Origin of the sequence: Aeromonas sp. HMWF016, assembly GCF_963878195.1 — a bacterium.
GTDB lineage: Bacteria > Pseudomonadota > Gammaproteobacteria > Enterobacterales > Aeromonadaceae > Aeromonas > Aeromonas lacus.
Window position 1 is genome coordinate 30,452 of sequence record NZ_CAWNWX010000024.1, and the last position, 19,865, is coordinate 50,316.

The following is a 19,865-nucleotide window of genomic DNA, read 5'->3' on the forward strand; positions in this document are numbered from 1 at the left end:
GACAACGAGCTGAAAAACGGCGTACCGCTGAGCAATCTCTCCGCCAGCAAGGGGGGCAAGCTCAACTACACCCTGACCGTACCGGCGGGCACCAAGTCACTGCAGATCAACAGCAGCGGCGGAACCGGTGATGCCGACCTCTACGTCCGCTTTGGCTCTGCCCCAACCAGCAGCAGCTACGACTGCCGTCCCTACAAAGGCGGTAACAACGAAAGCTGCTCGTTCACCAATCCCAAGGCAGGCACCTGGTACGTCCAGCTCTCCGGCTTTGCGGCATTCAGTGGCGTAACCCTCAAGGCCAGCTACTGATCCTCCGGCGCGGGGAGTGCCCCGCGCCCTTTACTCCTTGCGCCACCGTTTCGCCAGTGACCGGGCCATGGCCAGTACCGTCTCTCTGGCGGGATTGGGCCGCTTGCCACCGCGCCAGGCCATCATGACGTCCCAGTGATCCTGCGGCAGATTGCGCACATCGAGCCTGATCAGTCGCCCCATCTCCAGATCCCGCGCAATCGCCAGCTCCGGCATCAAAGTGATAAAACCGTGCTCCAGCGCCAGTTCCCGCGCCGCGCTGGCCGGTTGTATGCCGTGAATGGGGCTGGCAACTCGGCGGATCCGCCGCAACTGCTGGATAAAGGCATCACACCCCGGCCCCCACACCTGGGGCGCCAGCCGCTGATCGGCGATATCCTCCAGCGTGAGGCCGTGGCACCCGGCCAGGGGATGGAGCGGTGAGGCGATGGCAATGATAGGAGAGCAGCAGAGCAGCTCCATCTGCAAACCGGAGACGGGCGGGCGCTTGAGCACAAAGCCGATATCCGCCTCCCCAGTCAGCAGCGCCTGCATGATGTCGCCCGAGTGATCCGTGGTGCAGCGGATCTCGAACGGCTCATCCACCAGCTCCATCAACAGCGAGCCAAAGACCACCGAGGTGAGCGAAGGGAGGCTGGAGAGACGGATACAGGGCAGTGCCGGTGCCCCCTGCAGTGCCAACCGCCCTTCACTCAGGGTGGCCAGCGCCGAGCGGGCGGCGGGGAGAAACTCCTCGCAGGCTCGGGTCGGGGTCACACCGCGCCGATGACGCTGAAACAGCGGGGCACCGAGGCTCGCCTCCAGCTGGGCAATCCGCTGGCTCACTAGCGGCTGCGACCAGCCGCGGATGGCAGCGGCCTGACTAAAACTGCCCAGCTCGGCCACATCCAGCAGCAGTTGCAGATCATCCAGATCCATAGACATAAATAATCCTGATATGAAATATAGGTAGTTGTCGTCTACCACTATATCTAAACCCTCTCCAGAATGAAGTTATCTGTGAATGAGAGGGCGTTATGGTCGATAGGGCGAGGTTTTGGGGACGCTGGTTTCTGGCGCTGGATACCACACTGGTGATCCTGGGTTTCTTTGTGGTGATGCCGATGATCAGCCTGCGCTTCGTCGACCAGCTCGGCTGGGCGGCGGGTCTGGTGGGGCTGGCGCTCGGGCTGCGCCAGCTCACCCAGCAAGGGCTGGGGATCTTCGGCGGTTCGCTCGCCGACCGTTTCGGCGCCCGCCCGCTCATCGTCACCGGCATGCTGCTGCGGGCCATCGGCTTCGCTACGCTGGCCTGGGCCGACAGCGGCGCCATGCTGATCTTCTCCTGCTTCCTCTCCGGACTGGGCGGTTGCCTGTTTGACCCACCCCGGGCTGCGCTGGTGATCAAATTCACCCGTCCCCATGAGCGGGGCCGTTTTATCTCCCTGCTGATGATGCTGGAGAGCGCGGGTGCCGTCACTGGCGCCCTGCTCGGCAGCTGGCTGCTGCGCTTCGACTTCACCTACGTCTGCCTGCTGGGTGCCGGGCTATTCACGCTGGCGGCACTCTGCAACTGGACGCTGCTGCCCGCCTATCGTCTCTCCATCAAGCCGACGCCAATGCGTCAGGGATTGGGCAAGGTGCTGGCGGATCGCGCCTTCTGCCGGTTGGTGCTGATCTTAAGCGGCTATTACATGCTCTGGGTGCAGGTGATGCTGATCTTCCCCATCCTGGTCAAACAGCTCTCCGGCAGTACCACCGCCGTGGGCTGGATGTACAGCTTGGAAACGGCGCTGTCACTGGCGCTGCTCTACCCCATCGCCCGTTTCAGCGAACGGCGCTATCGCCTCGAGAATCGCCTGCTGGCAGGCATCCTGATGATGACGGTGGGGATAGGTCTGGTCGCTTTCGTCAGCACCCTGTCCGGCCTCTTCGTGCTGCTGGCCTGCTTCTATCTCGGGATCATCATCTGCGAACCGGCCCGAGAGACCCTGATGACACGGCTGGCCAATCCGGCAGCACGTGGCAGCTACATGGGTTTTAGCCGGCTCGGCCTCGCCGTCGGCGGCATGACTGGCTACGTGGGGGGCGGCTCACTCTACGATTACGCCATGGAGCAGGGCCAACCCGCCCTCCCCTGGCTGGTGCTGGGTACGGTGGGCGTGGCCACCATGCTGCTGCTTGCCCACTGTTTCTCCCGCCGTCCGGAACTGGCCGCCAGAGCCGCAGCCTGACGCTCGCTATCCTGCGGCAGCCCCAAGGGCTGCCGCTATTGTTCACCTGCCGGGACGATAAAAAAGTTGCGCATTACAACTTTTAGACTATTTTAGTTGTCAAACACAACTAAATAGGAAATCCCGACATGGATCCCCGTCCCCTGCGCGCCCTGTCGCGCGATCTGGTTCGCGAACTGGGCATGCTCTCCCAGCACTGTGGCCAACTGGCGCTCACCCCTATCGAAGCACACCTGCTGATCGAGCTGGAGAGCGCGCCGGCCACCAACCAGCAGCTGGCCGAGAAACTGCGCATCGACAAATCCAATGCCAGCCGCCCGCTGGCCCGCCTGGCCGAGCGCGACCTTATCAGCTGGCATCCCCACCCCTCCGATGGCCGCAGCAAGGAGGCCCGCCTCACAACCGAAGGTCAGGCGATGCTGCTGACGCTGCATCGGGAGATGGATCACGCCATGGAGGAGATGCTGGCGCAGCTGAGCCAACCCGAGCGCGAACAGCTGTGGAGCGGCATGCTGCTCTACCGCAGCGCCCTCTCCCGCGCCCGCCGCCAGCAGGGCTACCGCATCCGCGCCATCACAGAAGCGGATAATCCCCACGTCGCGACCGTTATACGCACCGTCTCGGCGGAGTACGGGCTCACCGCCGACAAGGGATATGGCGTCTCGGATCCCAATCTGGACAGGCTCTATCAAACCTATCAGGAGGAGGCGAGCCGCTACTGGGTCATCGAGGGGCCGGACGGTTCCATTCTCGGTGGCGGCGGCATAGCCCCGCTGGCTGGCGAGGAGGAAGTATGCGAATTGCAGAAGATGTACTTCCTGCCAACCCTGCGTGGCCTAGGTCTGGGCAAGCGTCTGGTGTTGCAGGTGCTGGACGAGGCGCGCGCCCTTGGCTATCGGCGCTGCTATCTGGAGACCACCGAGGTGCTGCGCGAGGCGACCAGCCTGTACGAATCACTGGGCTTTGAACATCTGCCCGGCCCCCTTGGCTGCACCGGCCACGGGGATTGCGAAATCTGCATGCTGCTCGATCTGAAACAGAGAGGCGCATCATGAATGAGCCGACACGACACACCGTTGGCATTTGTGATGTCCGTTTCGGCGAGCGGGTGAAACTGGTTGAGCCCGTCAATCTCTACAGCTGTACTCTGGCGGACGATGTCTTTATCGGCCCCTTCGTGGAAGTGCAGGCCAACGTCACCATCGGCCGCGCAACCAGAGTCCAGTCGCACACCTTTATCTGCGAGCACGTCACCATAGGTGAAGCGTGCTTTATCGGTCACGGAGTGATGTTTGCCAACGATCTCTTCAAGGAGGGGTCTCCCGACCCGGACTCGTCCCATTGGGGCCGAACCATCATTGAGGATGAGGTCAGCATCGGCTCCAATGCCACCATTTTGCCAGTCCGCATCTGCCGGGGCGCCGTCATTGGCGCCGGAGCCGTGGTCACCCGGGATATCGAGATCCCCGGCACCTATGCCGGCAATCCGGCCCGTTTGCTGCGCACCTTTTGAGAGTCTACGCCAGACGGCACCTTGCTACACCAATAAAAAGACCCCGCCGAAGCGGGGTCTTTTTTATCTTGTCTGCTGAGCATGCAAGCGCTTATCAGTGCTCGCGAGTCTGACGGAACTCGACGTCCGGGTGGCGCTCCTGTGCCAGGCGCAGGTTGACCATGGTCGGCGCGATGTAGGTGAGGTTGTCACCGCCATCGAGGGCCAGGTTGACCTCGTTCTTGCGCTTGAACTCTTCGAACTTCTTGACGTCGCTCCCTTCCACCCAGCGGGCGGTGGAGACGTTGACCGCCTCGTAGATGGCCTCGACGTTGTACTCGCTCTTCAGACGAGAAACAACCACGTCGAACTGCAGCACACCGACCGCACCGACGATGAGATCGTTGCTGATAAGCGGACGGAACACCTGTACCGCGCCCTCTTCGGAAAGCTGCACCAGCCCCTTGAGCAGCTGCTTCTGCTTGAGCGGGTCGCGCAGACGGATGCGGCGGAACAGTTCCGGCGCAAAGTTCGGGATACCGGTGAACTTGAGATCCTCACCCTGGGTGAAGGTGTCGCCGATCTGGATGGTACCGTGGTTGTGCAGACCGATGATGTCACCGGCGAAGGCGTCTTCCGCCTGCTCCCGGTCACCGGCCATAAAGGTCACGGCGTCGGAGATGTTCACATCCTTGCCGATACGCACGTGGCGCATCTTCATGCCCTTGCTGTAGGTGCCTGATACGATACGCATAAAGGCAATACGGTCGCGGTGTTTCGGATCCATGTTTGCCTGGATCTTGAACACGAAGCCGGAGAACTTCTCCTCGGTCGCCACCACTTCGCGGCTCTCGGCCTTGCGCGGCATGGGCGCCGGCGCCCAGTCGGTCAGGCCATCCAGCATGTGGTCGACACCGAAGTTGCCAAGCGCAGTACCGAAGAAGACCGGGGTCATCTCGCCAGCGATAAAGGCATCGTGATCAAACTCGGGAGAGGCGCCCTGCACCAGCTCCAGCTCGTCGCGCAGCTGCTGGGCCAGATCTTCGCCAACAGCAGCATCCAGATCCGGGTTGTTCAGCCCCTTGACCACCCGCTTCTCCTGGATGGTGTGGCCCTGACCGGTCTGATACAGATAGGTCTCATCCTTGTAGAGGTGGTAGACACCCTTGAAGGATTTGCCACAGCCGATAGGCCAGGTGATGGGGGCGCACATGATCTTCAGCTCGCGCTCCACCTCGTCCATCACTTCCATCGGATCGCGCACTTCGCGGTCCAGTTTGTTCATGAAGGTGAGGATGGGGGTGTCACGCAGACGGGTCACTTCCATCAGCTTGCGGGTCCGGTCTTCAACACCCTTGGCGGCATCGATGACCATCAGGCAGCAGTCGACAGCGGTCAGGGTACGGTAGGTATCTTCGGAGAAGTCCTCGTGACCCGGGGTGTCGAGCAGGTTGACCAGACAGTCGGCATAGGGGAACTGCATCACCGAGGTGGTGATGGAGATACCACGCTGCTTCTCCATCTCCATCCAGTCGGATTTGGCATGCTGGCCTGAGCCACGGCCCTTGACGGTACCGGCGCGCTGAATGGCCTGTCCGAACAGCAGAACCTTTTCGGTGATGGTGGTTTTACCCGCATCCGGGTGCGAGATGATCGCAAAAGTGCGTCTCTTGGAGACTTCACTCAGAAATTCAGCTGACATAATTCAACGTTCTTCTATTGGGCGGCGGCCTTGGCCACCGTGGGAGTAATTCCGGGATGCCGCATTGACTCACGGTCCGGCATGGATACGCAACGGGCCACTCTGGCAGACATCTGGTCTGTCGGTGGAGAGAGGAAGAGGGTTGCGTTACATGGGTCTTCTCGCCTGAGCCAAAGCAAAATTGCGCGACATTATACCCGCACGGGTGAAAAATACCCAGCCTGACAAGAGATGATAATGCAGCTGTTCCCTCCTTTCACAGGTTCCAACTGAACAGAAAATCAAACATCCCGAATCTGATGGCAGCATCCTGAACGCGTGGACTTGCCTCTCTTCGCATACCAATAGCAGCTAGTATTGATAAATTTTCATACTTGGACTTTCCCTATCCAGCCACAAATATGTAAACCGTATCTACATAATGGAGAGGTCATTACATGAAACATTCCACCCTGCACAATCAACAGATCGTCATCATCGGTGGTACCTCGGGTCTTGGCCTGGCCACCGCCCAACATGCGATAGAGCAAGGCGCCAAGGTCATTATCGGTGGTTCCAACCGTGAGCAACTTGACAGTGCGCTGGCTGAACTTGGCCCAAATGCCAGTGGCCATCAACTGGATATTCTCGACGTCGACTCCGTCAATCAGTTTTTCAACCAGCTGGATTCGCTGGATCATCTCGTCATCACCGCGGCTGTCATGCGACCAGGCAGCTTTCTCACTGCCGCAATCGAGGATTTGAGAATCAATATGGACAGTCGCTTCTGGGGAAGTGTCCATGCGATCCGCGCCGCGGCGCCAAAGATTTCCGAACGAGGCTCCATCGTGCTCACTTCCGGAATGGTGACGCGCCGCCCACAACTTGGCAAGGCGCTCCCTGCCGTTGCGGCTGGCGCCGTCGAAACACTGACTCACAGTCTGGTGACAGAACTGGCCCCTCGCCGGATAAACGTCATCAACCCGGGCCCAATGCGGACTCCTATGCTGCTTAAGGCACTGGGCAATGACCCACAAAAAGTGGCGGCAGTGGCGCAAAGCCTCCCCCTGAAACGCCTGGGGGAAGGAGAGGATTATGCTCAGGCAGCGCTATTCCTGATGAACAACAGCAATATGACCGGTGAGGTGATTCACCTCAATGGCGGAAGTGCTTGGGCATAACTCTCTTCTGACTTTCTGACATACCTCCGTGAGCGCTCTTGCCAATGTCATTACTGGCAAGAGTGTTCTCTCGGAGTTATCTCCCTAACACCCGCAATACCCTGCCCGTCAAAAGCCTGTTTCCACCCGGTTGCGTCCCGCCTGCTTGGCCCGATACATGGCCGCATCGGCGCGCTGGACAAGCTCTCCCAGGTTCTCATCGAGCAGACTTTGCTCGGCACAACCGATGCTGACATGGATGGGGTGCCCTTCCGGTACGCCATCAACCTTCAGCAAAGAGACGTGATAACGGATCCGCTCCGCCACCTCGATTGCCTCATCAAGACCCGTGTCAGGTAGCAGCACCAGAAACTCCTCACCACCGTTGCGTCCTATCCGATCGAGCGATCGCAACTGCGCTTCAGCGCAGCTGGCGACCGCCACCAGAACGCTGTCGCCGATATGATGTCCCAGTTTGTCATTCACCAGCTTGAAGTGATCGATATCGAGCAGCAATACACTAAAGGGCTGACCACTGGTTCGCGACTGCTGAAAACACTCCTCTCCCAGCTTCTGGATCTGGCGACGGTTATGGATGCCGGTCAGTTCGTCGGTCATCGCCAGATGGTGCATCTTGCGGGAGCGGCGATGCTGATAGAAGACGGCGATCCCCATCAGCACCAGCAGCAACGAGACCACCAGATATTGCCAATAGCGGCGCTCGCGCAGTTGCTGGAGTTCAGCCTCCTGCAGCAGCTGTTTGGTCTTGAGGGTCTGGTGGGCCAGCTCCTTGCGCGCCATGTCGAATTCGAAGCGCATCTGCAGGGTGCGCTGCTCCATCAGAACCTTCTCAACTGCCGTGCGGGTTTTGACATAGAGCTTCAGATTGGCCAGCGCCTCTTTAATCTGCCCCTTCGACTCGAAGATCCGCGAACGCACCTCGTAGAGCCGGGTCAAAAAGCGCTGATTATTCTCTTTGACGAAGATGGGTTCGGCTCTGGCAAGGCTGGCAAGCGCCTCCGATAGCTTGCCCTGCGTCTCCAGCACCATCCCCATCACCAGTTGCCAGTGCCCCTGGGTGACGCTGTCTATATCGCTACTACGGAGCAGAATCGCCTCGGCCTGCTGCAGCTTGGCCATGGCCTGCTCGCCCTTGCCCTGATAGTGGAGGATGGTGGCCAGCTCAATCTGGCTCCAGGCTAGAAAGCCATCCTGCTGCTGTTTCCGGTAGAACTGCTCCGCCTGTTCCAGCAGCGGACGCGCCCGCGCATACTCCCCCATCTCGCTGTAGAGCACTCCCTGTTGGGAGATGATACTGATCTGGCGCTCCTCCTCCCCCTCCTTTTCGTACTCTTTCTCCAGCTCCTTGAAGTAGCCTTCGGCCCGCTCATAGAGCCCCATCCGGCGATAGGCATTGGCAATGTGGCCCAGCGTCTCCCGCGCCTTGCCATCCAGCCCCAGAGCCTCATAACCGCGGTGAGCCTCCATCAGCTCTTGCAGCCCTTCCGCCAGCTTGCCCTGATAGGCATACATGTCGCCGCGCTGGCTGAGAATATCGGCCTCCTGCAGCCTGTCGCCCAAATTGCGCGCAAGTTGCAGCGCCTGTTCGTAATCGGCCTTGGCCTGCTTCATGTTGCCCAGCAGCTGCTGATGAAAGGCGCGACAGGTGAGCAGGCCCGCTTCGGTGAGGCCATCCTTGCGTTCACGGGCCCGCTGCAGTGCCTTGTCGGCAAACTCCACCACCCGGCGATATTCGCCATCCCGCTCGGCTGGCATGGCCCAGCACTGGAGGCGCACGATGCGCCCCTGTATCTCGGGTGGGTAGACGTCATAGTTGGCAGCAAGGGCGGCTACCCGCAGCCGGTAGATGCGTTCTGGGTGGCTCCCCTCCTCCAGCTGTTGCAGCTCTCGGGAGAGTTTTGGCTCGGCAAGCGGTTCTCGGGCAGCCCACACCGGGCTACTGCAGAGCCCGGTCAGCAAAAGCAGGACGAGGAAACGTATCATGCGGGATCTCTTCTCCCATTTGAGAACGCGGCGGCGATTATGCAGCTCATCATAACCGCTCATCCCCAAACGTACAGCAGCCATGAGCAGCGACGGCTCAATGCTGTTGCCAACGGCGCAACAAGCGGCCGCGCAGGCCGCAATCGAGCAGCCAGCTGTTGTCGAACACCCGCAACAGCGCCTGCTTGGCGTGGCGGGACATGGCCACCGCATGAAAACGGGTCTGGCGCTGACGATAGCGGTTCATCTGATCGAGCAGGGCGTGAGGCAGGCTCTGGGCGATGAAATCGGAGATGACCAGCACATCGGCCTTGGCGAAGGCGGGATCATCGAGCTTGGCCAGCGCTTTTTCCAGGCAGGGCACCAGATCGGTACCACCGTGGAAACTCATGGAGAGGAAGCGCTCCGCCTTCTCCAGTCCGGTATCGGCGGTGATCTCGAGGGTCGCCACCTCGGTGGAGAAGAGCATCAGATAGCAACCGCGCTTCTCGTCCATCGCCACCCGCAGCAGGGCCAGAAACAGCGCCTTGGCACACTCCTCCGGATATCCGCCCATGGAGCCGGAGGTATCGACGCAGACGATAAAGGGGCCGCGCTGCTGCAGCTGCTTGCCTCCCTGCTCCGGGGTACGCAACATGATGCGCTGGCGCGGCAGGGTGCCCCGCGACTGATAGCTGAGCAGGCGCCGCTCCAGATAGCGGCGGTAGAACTCCAGCTCCAGCTCGGGCAAGCCCAGCATCACCGCCTCGCTTGGCAATAGCCGCATCAGATCGCTCGCCTGATGAATGCCCACCAGGTCGTCCGGCACATCGTCGCTGGGGACGGGCTCCAGCTCCAGCACCTCGACCGGCGGCACCGGCTGCTCCTGCGCCCGCCGATCCCGCTCGCTGCGGCCAAGCAGACCGGCAATCTCCGCCAGCAGCGGCTCGCGCTGCAGCATACGGGCGTACTGCTTGACCAGTACCAGACTGCGCTTGTGCCAACTCCCCTGCGCCAGATCCCACAGACCACCGGCGGAGATCTTGTTGGGGTCGAGGGCATCGGCCAGGGTACGGCTTGCCAGCAGCTGATCTTCAATCTCCTGACGCTGCTTCTCCCGCTCCGCTTCGGCGATCTGCTGCTGCAGCTGCAGCAGGCTACCCACCAGACTGGCGCGCCACTTGTCGATAAAGAGCTGGCACAACCCCTCGGTGGGGTGAGCCATCAGCTGACGCACCAAGGATCGCGCCTCGCCAGCGAAGGGGCTGTACTGCTCCAGCGACTCCAGCAGGCTTGGCAGACGACCAACCAGCTCGGTCATCGGCAGTTGCCGGTGCGCCTGATAGAGCAGGTACTCCTGCTCCAGCGCCACCGGCACCGGCTTGTGACGGATCTCCTCCCCCAGCTGCTCACCCCAACTCTGCAAGCGCTTTTTCAGCAGTTTGCCCTGCAGCGGAGAGCGCCGGATAAATTCGGAAATCTTGGGCGAGGCCGCCAGCAGCGCCACCACCTCGCCCGCCAGCTCCCCCTCGCCCATCAGCAGTCCCAGATCCAGCATGCCGATCTCAAGCATGATCTGCCCCTTAGCCGTCCAGTCTCGGCAACCGCTCGCGCCACTGCGCCAGCTCGCTGCGCAGCAGCTCGAGATCCCGTCCCAGCACGAAGAAGCTGTCTTCCACCTGCTGCAGCCAGCGCGAGGCGATAAATAGATGCTGCTGATGGCGTTCAAACAGGCTGCGCTGCTGCTTGAGATCCTGCAGCACCTTGCCGGTCTGGCTCTGCAACTCGTCGAGCGCCTGCAACCAGGGCTCCAGCACCACCTCGGGGATGGCACTGCGCTCCACCAGCACCAGCGGGATCTGCTGACGCTGGATATCGAGCACCTGCAGCCGCAGTTCGTCGTCGAGCACCAGCTCATAGTGCCCCTCTTTCGGATTGCCAAGCGGATGGCCGACCAGCGCCTCGCCGGTGGGGCGCCAGTGAGAAAGGAGGGTACGATCAAACATCAGGGTATCAGTCAGCCGCTCGGGATCACTGCCATCCAGCGATGCCGGCGTGAGCAGATGGAAGTGCACCTGCTTGCCAAAGGGTCTGGCATTGGCGAGCGGGATCTCGATCCCCCGCGCCCGCCGGCCAAACCACTGCTTGCGCTGACGCGCTTTCGTGCAGAGCCGCTGGGCCACGCTTTGTTTGAGCTGTTTGAACTGATCCCGCAGCGCCAGCAGCTGGCGGGTCATCGCCAGTTGCTGATAGCCGTAGAGACGGGAGAACTCGGTCATCATCTCCAGCAGGGCGGTGCGAGACTCCTCGTCATGCCAGAGGCAATCCTTGAACAGCAGCAAATCGAGAGGGGCTACCTCATCGCGACCATTGAAGAAGGCGCTCGCCTTGATCAGCCGTACCGCCTTCTTCCAGCGCCGGTCGGAGACATAGCAGCGGTGGGCCAGCTGGCTGTCGAGCTGCTGGCGCAGTTGATAGATCAGTTCGAAGCAGGCATCCGGCAGCCGTACCTGTTCAATCTCGCCCTGCCACTGCTCGTATTCATCCCCGCGGATCTGCAGGGAGGCAGGCAGGTTGTGATGCGAGTTGCCGTCGCTGGCCAGCATCGCCTGAAAGTTGGACTTCTCCTGCACCCGATCCATCCAGATCCGCACCAGCATCCGGTCATAGAGCGCTTCCAGCCCGCTGTCGGGGGCTGGCAGTTCGTTGGAGGCGGTCACCAGCAGCCGCATCGGGATGGGGTGCTGGCTGTCGCCGTTGCGAAACTGTCGCTCATTGATGGCGGTGAGCAGGGTGTTGAGGATGGCGGGGCCCGCCTTCCAGATCTCGTCGAGGAACACCACCTCCGCCTCGGGCAGGTAGCCGGCGGTCAGCCGCAGATATTTGCCATCCTCCTTCAGCGCCTGAATGGAGAGGGGGCCGAACACCTCCTCCGGCGTACTGAAGCGGGTCATCAGGTATTCGAAGTGGCGGGCCTCAAAAAATGCCAGCTTGAGACGGCGGGCGATCAGGCTCTTGGCGATGCCGGGCGGGCCCAGCAGAAACACACTCTCGCCACTGAGCGCAGCCAGCAAACCGAGGCGCAGGGCATCCTGCCGTTCATAGAGCCCCTCCCCCAGAGCGGCCAGCAGGCGAGGCAGGCGCTCCTGAATGGGAATGGCACGCGCAGAGTTCGTGGCTTGAGCTAAAGGCGACATAGAGACAATTCCAGGCTGGGATGATGATAAGCCCAAGGGGTGATGGCCACCTGTTCGTCCTTGGGGTTTCTCTTGTTATGATATTTATCCGGTCTTATTTCGCCAGAATACCCGACTCTGGCAGGAAAAAAACTGGATAACCCCCGCAGAGGGCCGCAAAGGGTGCAGTGAAACCCGTTCGCGTGTACCCTGCCGGCACGATTTTCCCCAACACAGCCAAGAGAGTGAATCACCCATGACAGACCCCGTACGTCAAAGCATGCTGGCCCGCATGGGCATTCAGAGCTGGCAGCTGCGTCGTCCGGCAATGCTGGGTGTGGCCCCTGCCGAAGAGGCTGAAGTAGCCAATACGGAATCGCCGCAAGAGGCTATCCCAGAGGCCCCTCGCCCTGCCGGCAAGCTCTGGCTGCTGGCTCAGGCACTGCCCGCTGCGGCACTGCTGGAGGATATCTGCCAGCTGCTCGCCATCAGAACCGATGAGGTCAGGCTGCTGAGCACGCCCCCGGAGGCACACTGGCTGCAGCAGGAACAGGAACAGCCACCGCTGCTCTGGCTAACCGAGGCCGATTCCCGCTGGCCCGATGCCCTCATCTGCCCGCTCGCCCCCGGCAGTGCCGAAAAGCGGGCACTGTGGCAACAGTTGCAGCCACATCTCGCAGCCCAGACAGCCTGACCCAATCCCATGCCCGTCGAGGCGGGCTTTGACGTTATCCCACGGAGCTACCATGCCTGAGTTTCGCCCCCTGCTCGAAGCCGACTTCGACCTCGTCTATCCCATCGAACAGGCCGCCCACAAAGAGCCCTGGAGTCAGGCCAACCTGCTCTCCTGCTTTGGCCCCCGCTACCTCAACACCCTGATGCTGGTCGATGGCAAGCCGGCGGGCTTCTATATCTCGGATCTGGTGGCGGGCGACAGCTCGCTGATGAACATCTGCGTCCACCCCGCTTTTCAGGGCAAGGGGCTGGGCCGGGCGCTGCTGCAACATTATCTCGCGCACAGCAAGCAGAGCGGGGCACAGGCCTGGTTTCTCGAGGTGCGCGCCGGTAACCAGACCGCCATCAATCTCTACGAGAGCGCCGGTTTTGCCGAGTATTGCCGCCGCGCCGACTACTATGGCACCGGCCAGGATCGGGAAGACGCAGTGTTGATGTCGCGCCTGTTCGACTTCAGCTGATCCCGGCAATAACGCCCCACCGACATAGTGACTGAAAGAGGAGGGAGCCAAGCCCTCCTCTCACCTCCCCCCATTTCCCGTCCCACTTCGCTTGCCCACTCCCCTTGCCTTCTGAGCTTCTGCCTCTAACGTCGGATCCGGTCTCAACCAAACCGCTCGCACGGTTCAGAAGATGGGCTATTTGCCCTCTTTGTGATCCAGAACAAATGGCGAACACTTGTAAGCCGTAATATTGGAGTTTAAACTCTAGCCCGCTTTTTAGTGCCCTCGTGGGCGTACAACTGTTACGAAAGGATGTTTGATTGATGCCGAAGCTTCATCTGGTTCAATTGATGCGCGAGCGTATTGCCCGGCTTGGCAACAAGGCTGCCCTGCGTGTTCAGCAGGATGGTCAATGGCGTGCCATCGGCTGGCGCACTCTGGGTCAAGCCATGGACTACTGTGCCCAGGCCCTGATCCGCGCCGGACACCAGCCCACCGAAATGGTCGGCATCTATTCGCGCAACATGCCGGAGTGGACTCAGGCCGATCTCGGCATCCTCGCCGCGCGCGGCGTCAGCGTCCCCATCTACCCCACCAGCACCCTCGATCAGCTGCGCTATATCGTGCGCGATGCCAACATCGGCCTGCTGTTTGTCGGCGAGCAGCCCCAGTTCGATCAGGCACTACAACTGATTGAAAGCGGCGAGATCCGCCAGATCGTCGCCCTCGATGGCAACGTCAACCTGCGCGGCTGCGAGCAGGCGAGCCACTTCCAGGAGTTTCTGGTTTCCGGTAACCATCAGCCCAGCGAACAGCAGCTGCGGGAGCGGGAAAGCCAGTACCGGATGGATGATCTGCTGACCCTGATCTACACCTCCGGCACCACTGGCGAGCCCAAAGGGGTGATGCTCGATTTCGCCAACATCGCCGCCTGTTTCGAGATGCACAACAGCCGCCTCGACCTCAACGAGCAGGATGTGTCGCTCTGCATGCTGCCGCTCAGCCACGTGTTCGAGCGTGCCTGGAGCTACTACGTGCTCTATTGCGGCGCCGAGAACGTCTACATCCGCGATCCGCAGAAGGTGATGGATGTGATTGGCGAAGTGCAGCCGACCGTGATGTGTGCCGTGCCACGCCTTTACGAGAAGGCCTACGCCATGATTCAGGCCCGGGTTGCCCAGGCTCCGCGCCTGCGTCAGGCCCTGTTTGGCTGGGCCACCCGTGTTGGCAAGCAGATGGTCGCCACCCGTCAGGCTGGCAAGTCCGCCTCGCCCCTGCTCTACGGCCAGCTCTGGCTCGCCGAGCGGCTGGTGTTTCGCAAGCTGCGCGCCCGTTTTGGCGGTCGTACCCGCTTCCTGCCGGTAGCCGGTGCCCGTCTGGCTGACGATGTAAACCTCTTCTTCCAGGCGATGGGGCTCAACCTCAAGTACGGCTACGGCATGACCGAAACCACCGCCACCGTCTGCTGCTACGAAGATCAGCAGTTCAAGCTCGGCTCCATCGGCACTGTGCTGAACGGCATCGAAGTGAAGCTGGGGGAGAACAACGAGCTGCTGGTACGCTCGCCTACCGTGATGCGCGGCTACTACAACAAGCCGGACGCCACCGCCGAGGTGATGACCGAAGAGGGTTTCCTGCGCACCGGTGATGCCGCCGAGCTCGACAGCGAGGGCAACATCTACTTCACCGAGCGTCTCAAGGAGCTGATGAAGACCTCCAACGGCAAGTACGTGGCACCACAACTGGTCGAGGGGACCATAGGCAAGGATCGCTTCATCGAGCAAATAGCTATCGTCGCCGATGCCCGCCACTTCGTCTCGGCGCTGATCGTGCCCTGCTTCGAGTCGCTGGAGGAGTACGCCCGCTCCATCAACCTGCAATACCAGTGCAAGACCGAGCTGCTGCGCCACTCCCGGGTGGTGGAGTTCTTCGAATCACGCATCACTGATCTGCAAAAAGAGCTGGCCAAGTTCGAGCAGGTGAAGAAGTTTACCCTGCTGCCGAGCGCCTTCTCCATGGAGCTGGGTGAACTCACCCCCACCATGAAACTGCGCCGCAAGATCATCGAAGCCAAGTACCAGAGCGAAATCGAGGCCATGTATAACCACGTCTGATACCGCTTGGGTTTCCGGAAACAAAAAAGCCGCTCATTGAGCGGCTTTTTTCTTGGTCTGCCATCAGGCAGTGGTCTTGCTGGTACCGAAGTAGTCGGCCAGGAAGTCATCGAACGACAGGCTGTCGCTGCGCTCGCGTTCGCGCTGCTTGGCCAGCGAATCCTTCGCCTCACCGGCAAAGTAGGCTTCATCCCAATACTGCAACTCGCCTGCCAGCAGCTCCTCGCGATAGCGGGTCGCCAGCTTGTCGCCATAGCAGCCGTTGTCCTTGCCGCTCTCCAGCAGCTCCTTGAGCATGCGGGCAGAGTAGGTGAGCTCGGGGTCGAGCAGCTTCTCGCGATGCATTGCCAGCGTCTCGCGGTAGCGGTTGCGACCACAGCAGCGATCCAGCAGGTCGGCAACCTGAGCCAGCTCGTCGAACAGCTTGAGGCCGTACTCTTTCAGGCCAATGGCATTGCCCTGCTCATCTTCAAGCGTCAGGCCGGGGCGACGCCCTTCCAGTACCACCTTGCTCTGGTTGCGGCGATTGCGGGCAATCTCCTCCTCGCTCAGCACCGGAGAGGGGCGCAGCAGGCACCAGACCAGGAACAGGTCAAAGAAGCGGATTTGATCGGCGTCGATCCCGAGCGGGGTGAAGGGGTTGACGTCTACGGTACGCAGCTCGATGTACTCGATGCCGCGCTGTTCCAGCGCATCCGAGGGCTTCTCGCCACTGCGCGGGGTGCGCTTGGGCCGGATCGGGGCGTACAGCTCGTTCTCCAGCTGCAATACGTTGTCGTTGAGCTGGCGATATTTCCCATCCACCTTGACCCCGATCTTGGCGAACTCGGGATCATGAGTATTGATGGCACGGCGCAGACTGCTGACATAGGCCGGCAGGTTGTCGTGGCTGATCTTGAGCCCCGCCTGAGAGCTGTTGGTATAGCCCAGATCGGAGAGACGCAGCGCGGTGGCGTAAGGCAGATAGAGGGTGCCCTTGCCGGTCTTCTCGAACGGCAGGTTACTCTTGCGCCCTTTGAGGAAGGAGTCGCAGATGGCCGGCGAGGCACCGAACAGGTAGGGCACCAGCCAGCCGAAGCGGTAGACGTTGCGAATAAGCCCCATGTACTTGTCGGAGATAAAGCGCTGGCTGCAGCACCCTTCGCACACCAGATCCTGCCACTCGCTCCAGAAGCTGTCGGGCATGGAGAAGTTGAAGTGTACCCCGGCGATCACCTGCATCAGGCTGCCGTAGCGATTCTTCAACCCCTGCCGGTAGAGGGTCTTCATTTTGCCGATGTTGGAGCTGCCGTACTGGGCCAGCCGGATGCTCTCCTCGCCGCCGACGAAGCAGGGCATGGAGAGTGGCCAGATCCGCTCGTCACCCAGATGACGCATCACATGGTGATGGATGTCACCCAGTTGCTCCATCAGGCTGTCGAGGGAGTCGGTGGCCGGGGTGATGAACTCCAGCAGGCTCTCCGAGTAGTCGGTGGTGATGTTGGGATGGGTCAGGGCCGAGCCCAGCGACCGCGGATGATCGCTCTGGGCGAGTCGGCCATCCGGCGTGATGCGCAGACATTCACGCTCGATCCCGCGCCGGATCCCCTTGAGAGCAGTCAATCGCTCGGGAGACCCCAGCGCAGTCAGCAACTCGGTGAGTGACAAGCTTGTTGTAGTCATATTCACGGCTCATGTGAGGCCGCCCCATCCGGGGCGGCTCTTGATTTTTATAAAGCGTCAGTTACGGCAACTGCAGCGGATAGATGGGAAGATGAAGCTCCTTCAGGGGTTTTTCAAGCTTTTGCTTGTCTCCCACCACCACGATCACCATGTCGGCCGGATTGAGCCAGCGGGCAGCACTCGCCTTGAGCGTCTCGGCCGACACCGTCTTGATCAGGTTGTTCTGGGCCTGCACATAGTCCGGTTTCAGGTCATACATCACCATCTGCAGCAGGAAGCCCGCCTTCTGGCCGAGGGTTTCGTAAGAGAGGGCATCCTGCTGGGAAACCGCGCTGCGCATATAGGCCAGCTCGACCGGCGTCGGGCCGCTCTTGCGGTAGTTGTCCATCTCCTTGAGGAACTGGCGAATGGCATCCACGGTCGCATCGGTACGCACATTGGCACCGGTGGCAAAGGTGCCCACCTCGCGGTTGGCGGAGAAGCCGGAGCTGGCACCGTAGGTGTAGCCCTTGTCTTCGCGCAGGTTGAGGTTGATGCGGCTGTTGAAGTTGCCACCCAGGTTGAAGTTCATCAGCCCGGCGGTGAAGTAGTCACCCGTGGTATCGAACGGCATGGCGCGGCGGCCGATGCGGATCACCGACTGGGGCGCACCCGGTTTGTCCACCAGATAGATGCCCGGCTTGGCCTGCTTGCCTTTGAGTTTGAGATCCCCCAGAGCAGGCGTCGCCCCTTTCCAGTCACTCAGGAAGCCAAGCTGCTCTTCGATCAGCTTCTGGCTCACGTCGCCCGCCACCACTACCTTGCCGTTGGAGGGGTTGTAGTAGGCCTGATAGTAGTGCTTCACATCCGCCAGCGTCAGCTTGGCCACATCGGCAGGTACCCCATCGGAGGGTTGGCCGAGGCGGTTGTTCTTGCCATAGACCAGCTCGCGGAATGCCTGTCCCGCCAGCCATTCCGGCTGCTGCTGGGCCTGTTGCATCCCCTGCAGCATTTGCGCCTTGACCCTCTCGAAGTCCGCCTCCCGCATACCGGGGCGCTCGAACACTTCGCGCACCAGCGCGAGGGTCTGGGGCAACTTGTCGGCCAGCGAGCTGATGGTGACCAGAGTGTTGTACTGGGCACTGGAGACATCGATGCTTGAGCCCAGCTTTTGCAGCTCGTCGCTGAGCTGCCCCTCGGTCAGACGTACCGACCCCTGCCCCATCATGGCGGCGGTCAGATTGGCCAGCCCCAGCTGCCCCTTCTCCTCGGCCCGAATACCGCCCGGCAGGGCGATCATAATGGAAACCGCCGGGATCTCGTCACTTCGGGTGCCGATGATCTCGATGTTCTTGTCGAGTTTGCCGTGCCAGATGGCGGGCACCTTGACGCTCACCGCATCGGCCGCCTTGGGCTGTACGCTGCGATCGAAACTGTCTTTTACCGGTCGCTCGGCCAGCACCTGATCATGCTTGCTGTAGTCCGGCAGCTCGCGTTTGGCCGGGGTGAAATTCGGGGTAGCGACCTGCCACTCGGCCTTGCCTTTGGGCACCACGCTCAGCACCACCGCCGGCTTGTTGGCAATGAACTGGTCGTAGGCAGTTTTGACCTGCTCCGGCGTCACCTTGCCGATGGCGTCGAGGGTCTTGAAGACGTAGTTGGGATCCTGGGCAAAGACCTGACCCATGGCGAGCTGGCTCACCTTGCCGGAGACGCTGTCGAGCCCCCAGATGGCCGAGGCACGATAGCTGTTGATCGCCTTCTCCAGATCCTCCGGCTTGAGGCCACGCTGGGCGAACTTGCCGATCACCTTGTCCACTTCGCTCTTGAGGGTCTTGAGGCTGCCATCCACCGCCGGGTTGGGGTAGGCGTAGACGGTCAGGGTACAGGCCAGCTCTTCGCAGTAGTGCGAGGCGCCCGCATCGATCGCCTTGCCGGTCTTGACCAGCGACTGGTAGAGCATGGAGCTGGCGCTGCCGCCGAGCACATCGGCAAACATATCGAGTGCCGGCTCCTGCGGATCGCCAAGGGACACGGTCGGGTAGCTGATATAGAGCAGCGGCAGGTGCACCTTGTCTTGCAGCGTCACGTAGCGGGTCTCGGGCAGGGTGACCGGCTTTGGCGTCGGCTCGGCCACTTCCGGGCCGCGCGGGATGGAACCGAAGTACTTCTCGATCCAGTCGAGGGCCTGCTTGGTATCAAAATCGCCGCCCAGAGTCAGAGTCGCGTTGTTGGGGCCATACCAGCGCAGGAAGAACTGCTTGAGGTCGTTGACGTCAACCCGGTCGAGATCCTCCACATAGCCGATGGGCTGCCAGGAGTAGGGATGAGTGCGTGGATAGAGCGCCTCCCCCACCTTCTCGCTCACCAGACCATAGGGCTGGTTGTCGATACGCTGGGCCCGCTCGTTCTTGACGGTGGCGCGCTGGATCTCGAACTTCTTCTGGCTCACCGCATCGAGCAAAAAGCCCATGCGGTCGGCCTCCAGCCACAGCACCTTCTCCAGCTGGTTGGCCGGCACGGTTTCGTAGTAGTTGGTACGGTCCTTGTTGGTGGTGCCGTTCATGTCGCCACCGGCTTCGTTGATGATCCGCATATGCTCCTGATCACCGACGTGCTTGGAGCCCTGGAACATCATGTGCTCGAAGAAGTGGGCAAAACCGGACTTGCCGACCGTCTCGCGTGACGACCCGACGTGATAGGTGACGTCGAGATGCACCAGCGGATCGGATTTGTCGGGCGCCAGAATGACGGTCAGGCCGTTGTCCAGCTTGTACATCTGATAAGGGATGGCGAGCTTGCCCTCCTCCTTGACCTGCTCGGAGACCAGAGTCGGCGCCGCCAGCACGGGCAGGGTGAAGCCCAGCAGAATGGTTAAAGGTATGACTTTGTTCACGGTAACCTCGTGAGTGACAAAA

The 19,865-nt window shown here is 61.1% G+C and carries 15 protein-coding genes; 8 read left to right on the forward strand and 7 right to left on the reverse strand.

The window, feature by feature from the left end; all coding sequences use genetic code 11:
* A partial coding sequence (locus AACS24_RS02935) for a PPC domain-containing protein (RefSeq protein ID WP_258223070.1) occupies window positions 1-309 on the forward strand: 309 nt, incomplete at its 5' end.
* A gap of 30 nt (window positions 310-339) precedes the next feature.
* On the opposite strand, the gene AACS24_RS02940 is transcribed toward AACS24_RS02935, so the two are convergent.
* Window positions 340-1,233, reverse strand: coding sequence for a LysR family transcriptional regulator (locus AACS24_RS02940; protein WP_108572302.1), 894 nt, complete (start codon window positions 1,231-1,233; stop codon window positions 340-342).
* Window positions 1,234-1,325: 92 nt separating this feature from the next.
* Here AACS24_RS02940 and mdtH point away from each other — a divergent pair, with 92 nt between their 5' ends.
* The 3 genes from mdtH to AACS24_RS02955 all read left to right on the forward strand — a co-directional run bounded on the left by mdtH (window position 1,326) and on the right by AACS24_RS02955 (window position 4,035).
* The gene (gene mdtH / locus AACS24_RS02945) at window positions 1,326-2,522 is read left to right on the forward strand and encodes a multidrug efflux MFS transporter MdtH (RefSeq protein WP_033112979.1); all 1,197 of its coding nucleotides are present in this window, start codon (window positions 1,326-1,328) and stop codon (window positions 2,520-2,522) included.
* Between the two features lie 128 nt (window positions 2,523-2,650).
* Window positions 2,651-3,577, forward strand: coding sequence for a bifunctional helix-turn-helix transcriptional regulator/GNAT family N-acetyltransferase (locus AACS24_RS02950; protein ID WP_108572303.1), 927 nt, complete (start codon window positions 2,651-2,653; stop codon window positions 3,575-3,577).
* A complete protein-coding gene (locus tag AACS24_RS02955; protein ID WP_033112977.1) occupies window positions 3,574-4,035 on the forward strand; it encodes an acyltransferase in 462 nt (153 codons plus the stop codon). Before AACS24_RS02950 ends, AACS24_RS02955 begins: the two co-directional genes overlap by 4 nt.
* Window positions 4,036-4,129: 94 nt before the next feature.
* Here the strand turns inward: AACS24_RS02955 and prfC are convergent, their stop codons facing one another.
* Window positions 4,130-5,719 (reverse strand): peptide chain release factor 3, encoded by a 1,590-nt coding sequence (prfC, locus tag AACS24_RS02960; protein WP_104016072.1) that lies wholly within the window; start codon window positions 5,717-5,719, stop codon window positions 4,130-4,132.
* 434 nt (window positions 5,720-6,153) lie between these two features.
* On the opposite strand from prfC, the gene AACS24_RS02965 reads away from it, so the two are divergent.
* Window positions 6,154-6,876 carry an SDR family oxidoreductase gene (locus tag AACS24_RS02965; RefSeq protein WP_108572304.1) on the forward strand — a complete coding sequence of 241 codons (723 nt, stop codon included), beginning with the start codon at window positions 6,154-6,156 and terminating at the stop codon, window positions 6,874-6,876.
* A 108-nt stretch (window positions 6,877-6,984) separates the two neighbouring features.
* Here the strand turns inward: AACS24_RS02965 and AACS24_RS02970 are convergent, their stop codons facing one another.
* The 3 genes from AACS24_RS02970 to AACS24_RS02980 form a co-directional block, all read right to left on the reverse strand.
* Window positions 6,985-8,859 (reverse strand): tetratricopeptide repeat-containing diguanylate cyclase, encoded by a 1,875-nt coding sequence (locus AACS24_RS02970; RefSeq protein WP_108572349.1) that lies wholly within the window; start codon window positions 8,857-8,859, stop codon window positions 6,985-6,987.
* Window positions 8,860-8,956: 97 nt separating this feature from the next.
* Window positions 8,957-10,411, reverse strand: a complete 1,455-nt coding sequence (gene viaA, locus AACS24_RS02975) for an ATPase RavA stimulator ViaA (protein ID WP_108572305.1) — start codon at window positions 10,409-10,411, stop codon at window positions 8,957-8,959.
* Window positions 10,412-10,421: 10 nt separating this feature from the next.
* Complete coding sequence (locus AACS24_RS02980; RefSeq protein ID WP_108572306.1) at window positions 10,422-12,035, reverse strand: ATPase RavA domain-containing protein; 1,614 nt, start codon at window positions 12,033-12,035, stop codon at window positions 10,422-10,424.
* Window positions 12,036-12,270: 235 nt separating this feature from the next.
* Between AACS24_RS02980 and AACS24_RS02985 the strand changes: the two genes are divergently transcribed.
* The 3 genes from AACS24_RS02985 to AACS24_RS02995 all read left to right on the forward strand — a co-directional run bounded on the left by AACS24_RS02985 (window position 12,271) and on the right by AACS24_RS02995 (window position 15,306).
* Window positions 12,271-12,708, forward strand: a complete 438-nt coding sequence (locus tag AACS24_RS02985; RefSeq protein WP_108572307.1) for a DNA polymerase III subunit psi — start codon at window positions 12,271-12,273, stop codon at window positions 12,706-12,708.
* 52 nt (window positions 12,709-12,760) lie between these two features.
* Window positions 12,761-13,210, forward strand: a complete 450-nt coding sequence (gene rimI, locus AACS24_RS02990; RefSeq protein WP_033112971.1) for a ribosomal protein S18-alanine N-acetyltransferase — start codon at window positions 12,761-12,763, stop codon at window positions 13,208-13,210.
* A 305-nt stretch (window positions 13,211-13,515) separates the two neighbouring features.
* Window positions 13,516-15,306, forward strand: a complete 1,791-nt coding sequence (locus AACS24_RS02995; protein WP_108572308.1) for an AMP-dependent synthetase/ligase — start codon at window positions 13,516-13,518, stop codon at window positions 15,304-15,306.
* 63 nt (window positions 15,307-15,369) lie between these two features.
* On the opposite strand, the gene gshA is transcribed toward AACS24_RS02995, so the two are convergent.
* Window positions 15,370-16,968 carry a glutamate--cysteine ligase gene (gene gshA / locus AACS24_RS03000; protein ID WP_033112969.1) on the reverse strand — a complete coding sequence of 533 codons (1,599 nt, stop codon included), beginning with the start codon at window positions 16,966-16,968 and terminating at the stop codon, window positions 15,370-15,372.
* Window positions 16,969-17,029: 61 nt separating this feature from the next.
* Window positions 17,030-19,843, reverse strand: a complete 2,814-nt coding sequence (locus tag AACS24_RS03005; RefSeq protein WP_108572309.1) for a M16 family metallopeptidase — start codon at window positions 19,841-19,843, stop codon at window positions 17,030-17,032.
* Window positions 19,844-19,865 lie beyond the last annotated feature (22 nt).

Excerpts from the sequence above, each read along its gene's own strand:
- AACS24_RS02965 (WP_108572304.1), top strand. The coding sequence starts at position 6,154 with ATGAAACATTCCACCCTGCACAATCAACAGATCGTCATCATCGGTGGT.
- AACS24_RS02950 (WP_108572303.1), top strand. The coding sequence starts at position 2,651 with ATGGATCCCCGTCCCCTGCGCGCCCTGTCGCGCGATCTGGTTCGCGAA.
- rimI (WP_033112971.1), top strand. The coding sequence starts at position 12,761 with ATGCCTGAGTTTCGCCCCCTGCTCGAAGCCGACTTCGACCTCGTCTAT.
- AACS24_RS02940 (WP_108572302.1), bottom strand. The coding sequence starts at position 1,233 with ATGTCTATGGATCTGGATGATCTGCAACTGCTGCTGGATGTGGCCGAG.
- AACS24_RS02980 (WP_108572306.1), bottom strand. The coding sequence starts at position 12,035 with ATGTCGCCTTTAGCTCAAGCCACGAACTCTGCGCGTGCCATTCCCATT.
- viaA (WP_108572305.1), bottom strand. The coding sequence starts at position 10,411 with ATGCTTGAGATCGGCATGCTGGATCTGGGACTGCTGATGGGCGAGGGG.
- mdtH (WP_033112979.1), top strand. The coding sequence starts at position 1,326 with ATGGTCGATAGGGCGAGGTTTTGGGGACGCTGGTTTCTGGCGCTGGAT.
- AACS24_RS02995 (WP_108572308.1), top strand. The coding sequence starts at position 13,516 with ATGCCGAAGCTTCATCTGGTTCAATTGATGCGCGAGCGTATTGCCCGG.
- AACS24_RS02985 (WP_108572307.1), top strand. The coding sequence starts at position 12,271 with ATGACAGACCCCGTACGTCAAAGCATGCTGGCCCGCATGGGCATTCAG.
- gshA (WP_033112969.1), bottom strand. The coding sequence starts at position 16,968 with ATGACTACAACAAGCTTGTCACTCACCGAGTTGCTGACTGCGCTGGGG.
- AACS24_RS02955 (WP_033112977.1), top strand. The coding sequence starts at position 3,574 with ATGAATGAGCCGACACGACACACCGTTGGCATTTGTGATGTCCGTTTC.
- AACS24_RS02970 (WP_108572349.1), bottom strand. The coding sequence starts at position 8,859 with ATGATACGTTTCCTCGTCCTGCTTTTGCTGACCGGGCTCTGCAGTAGC.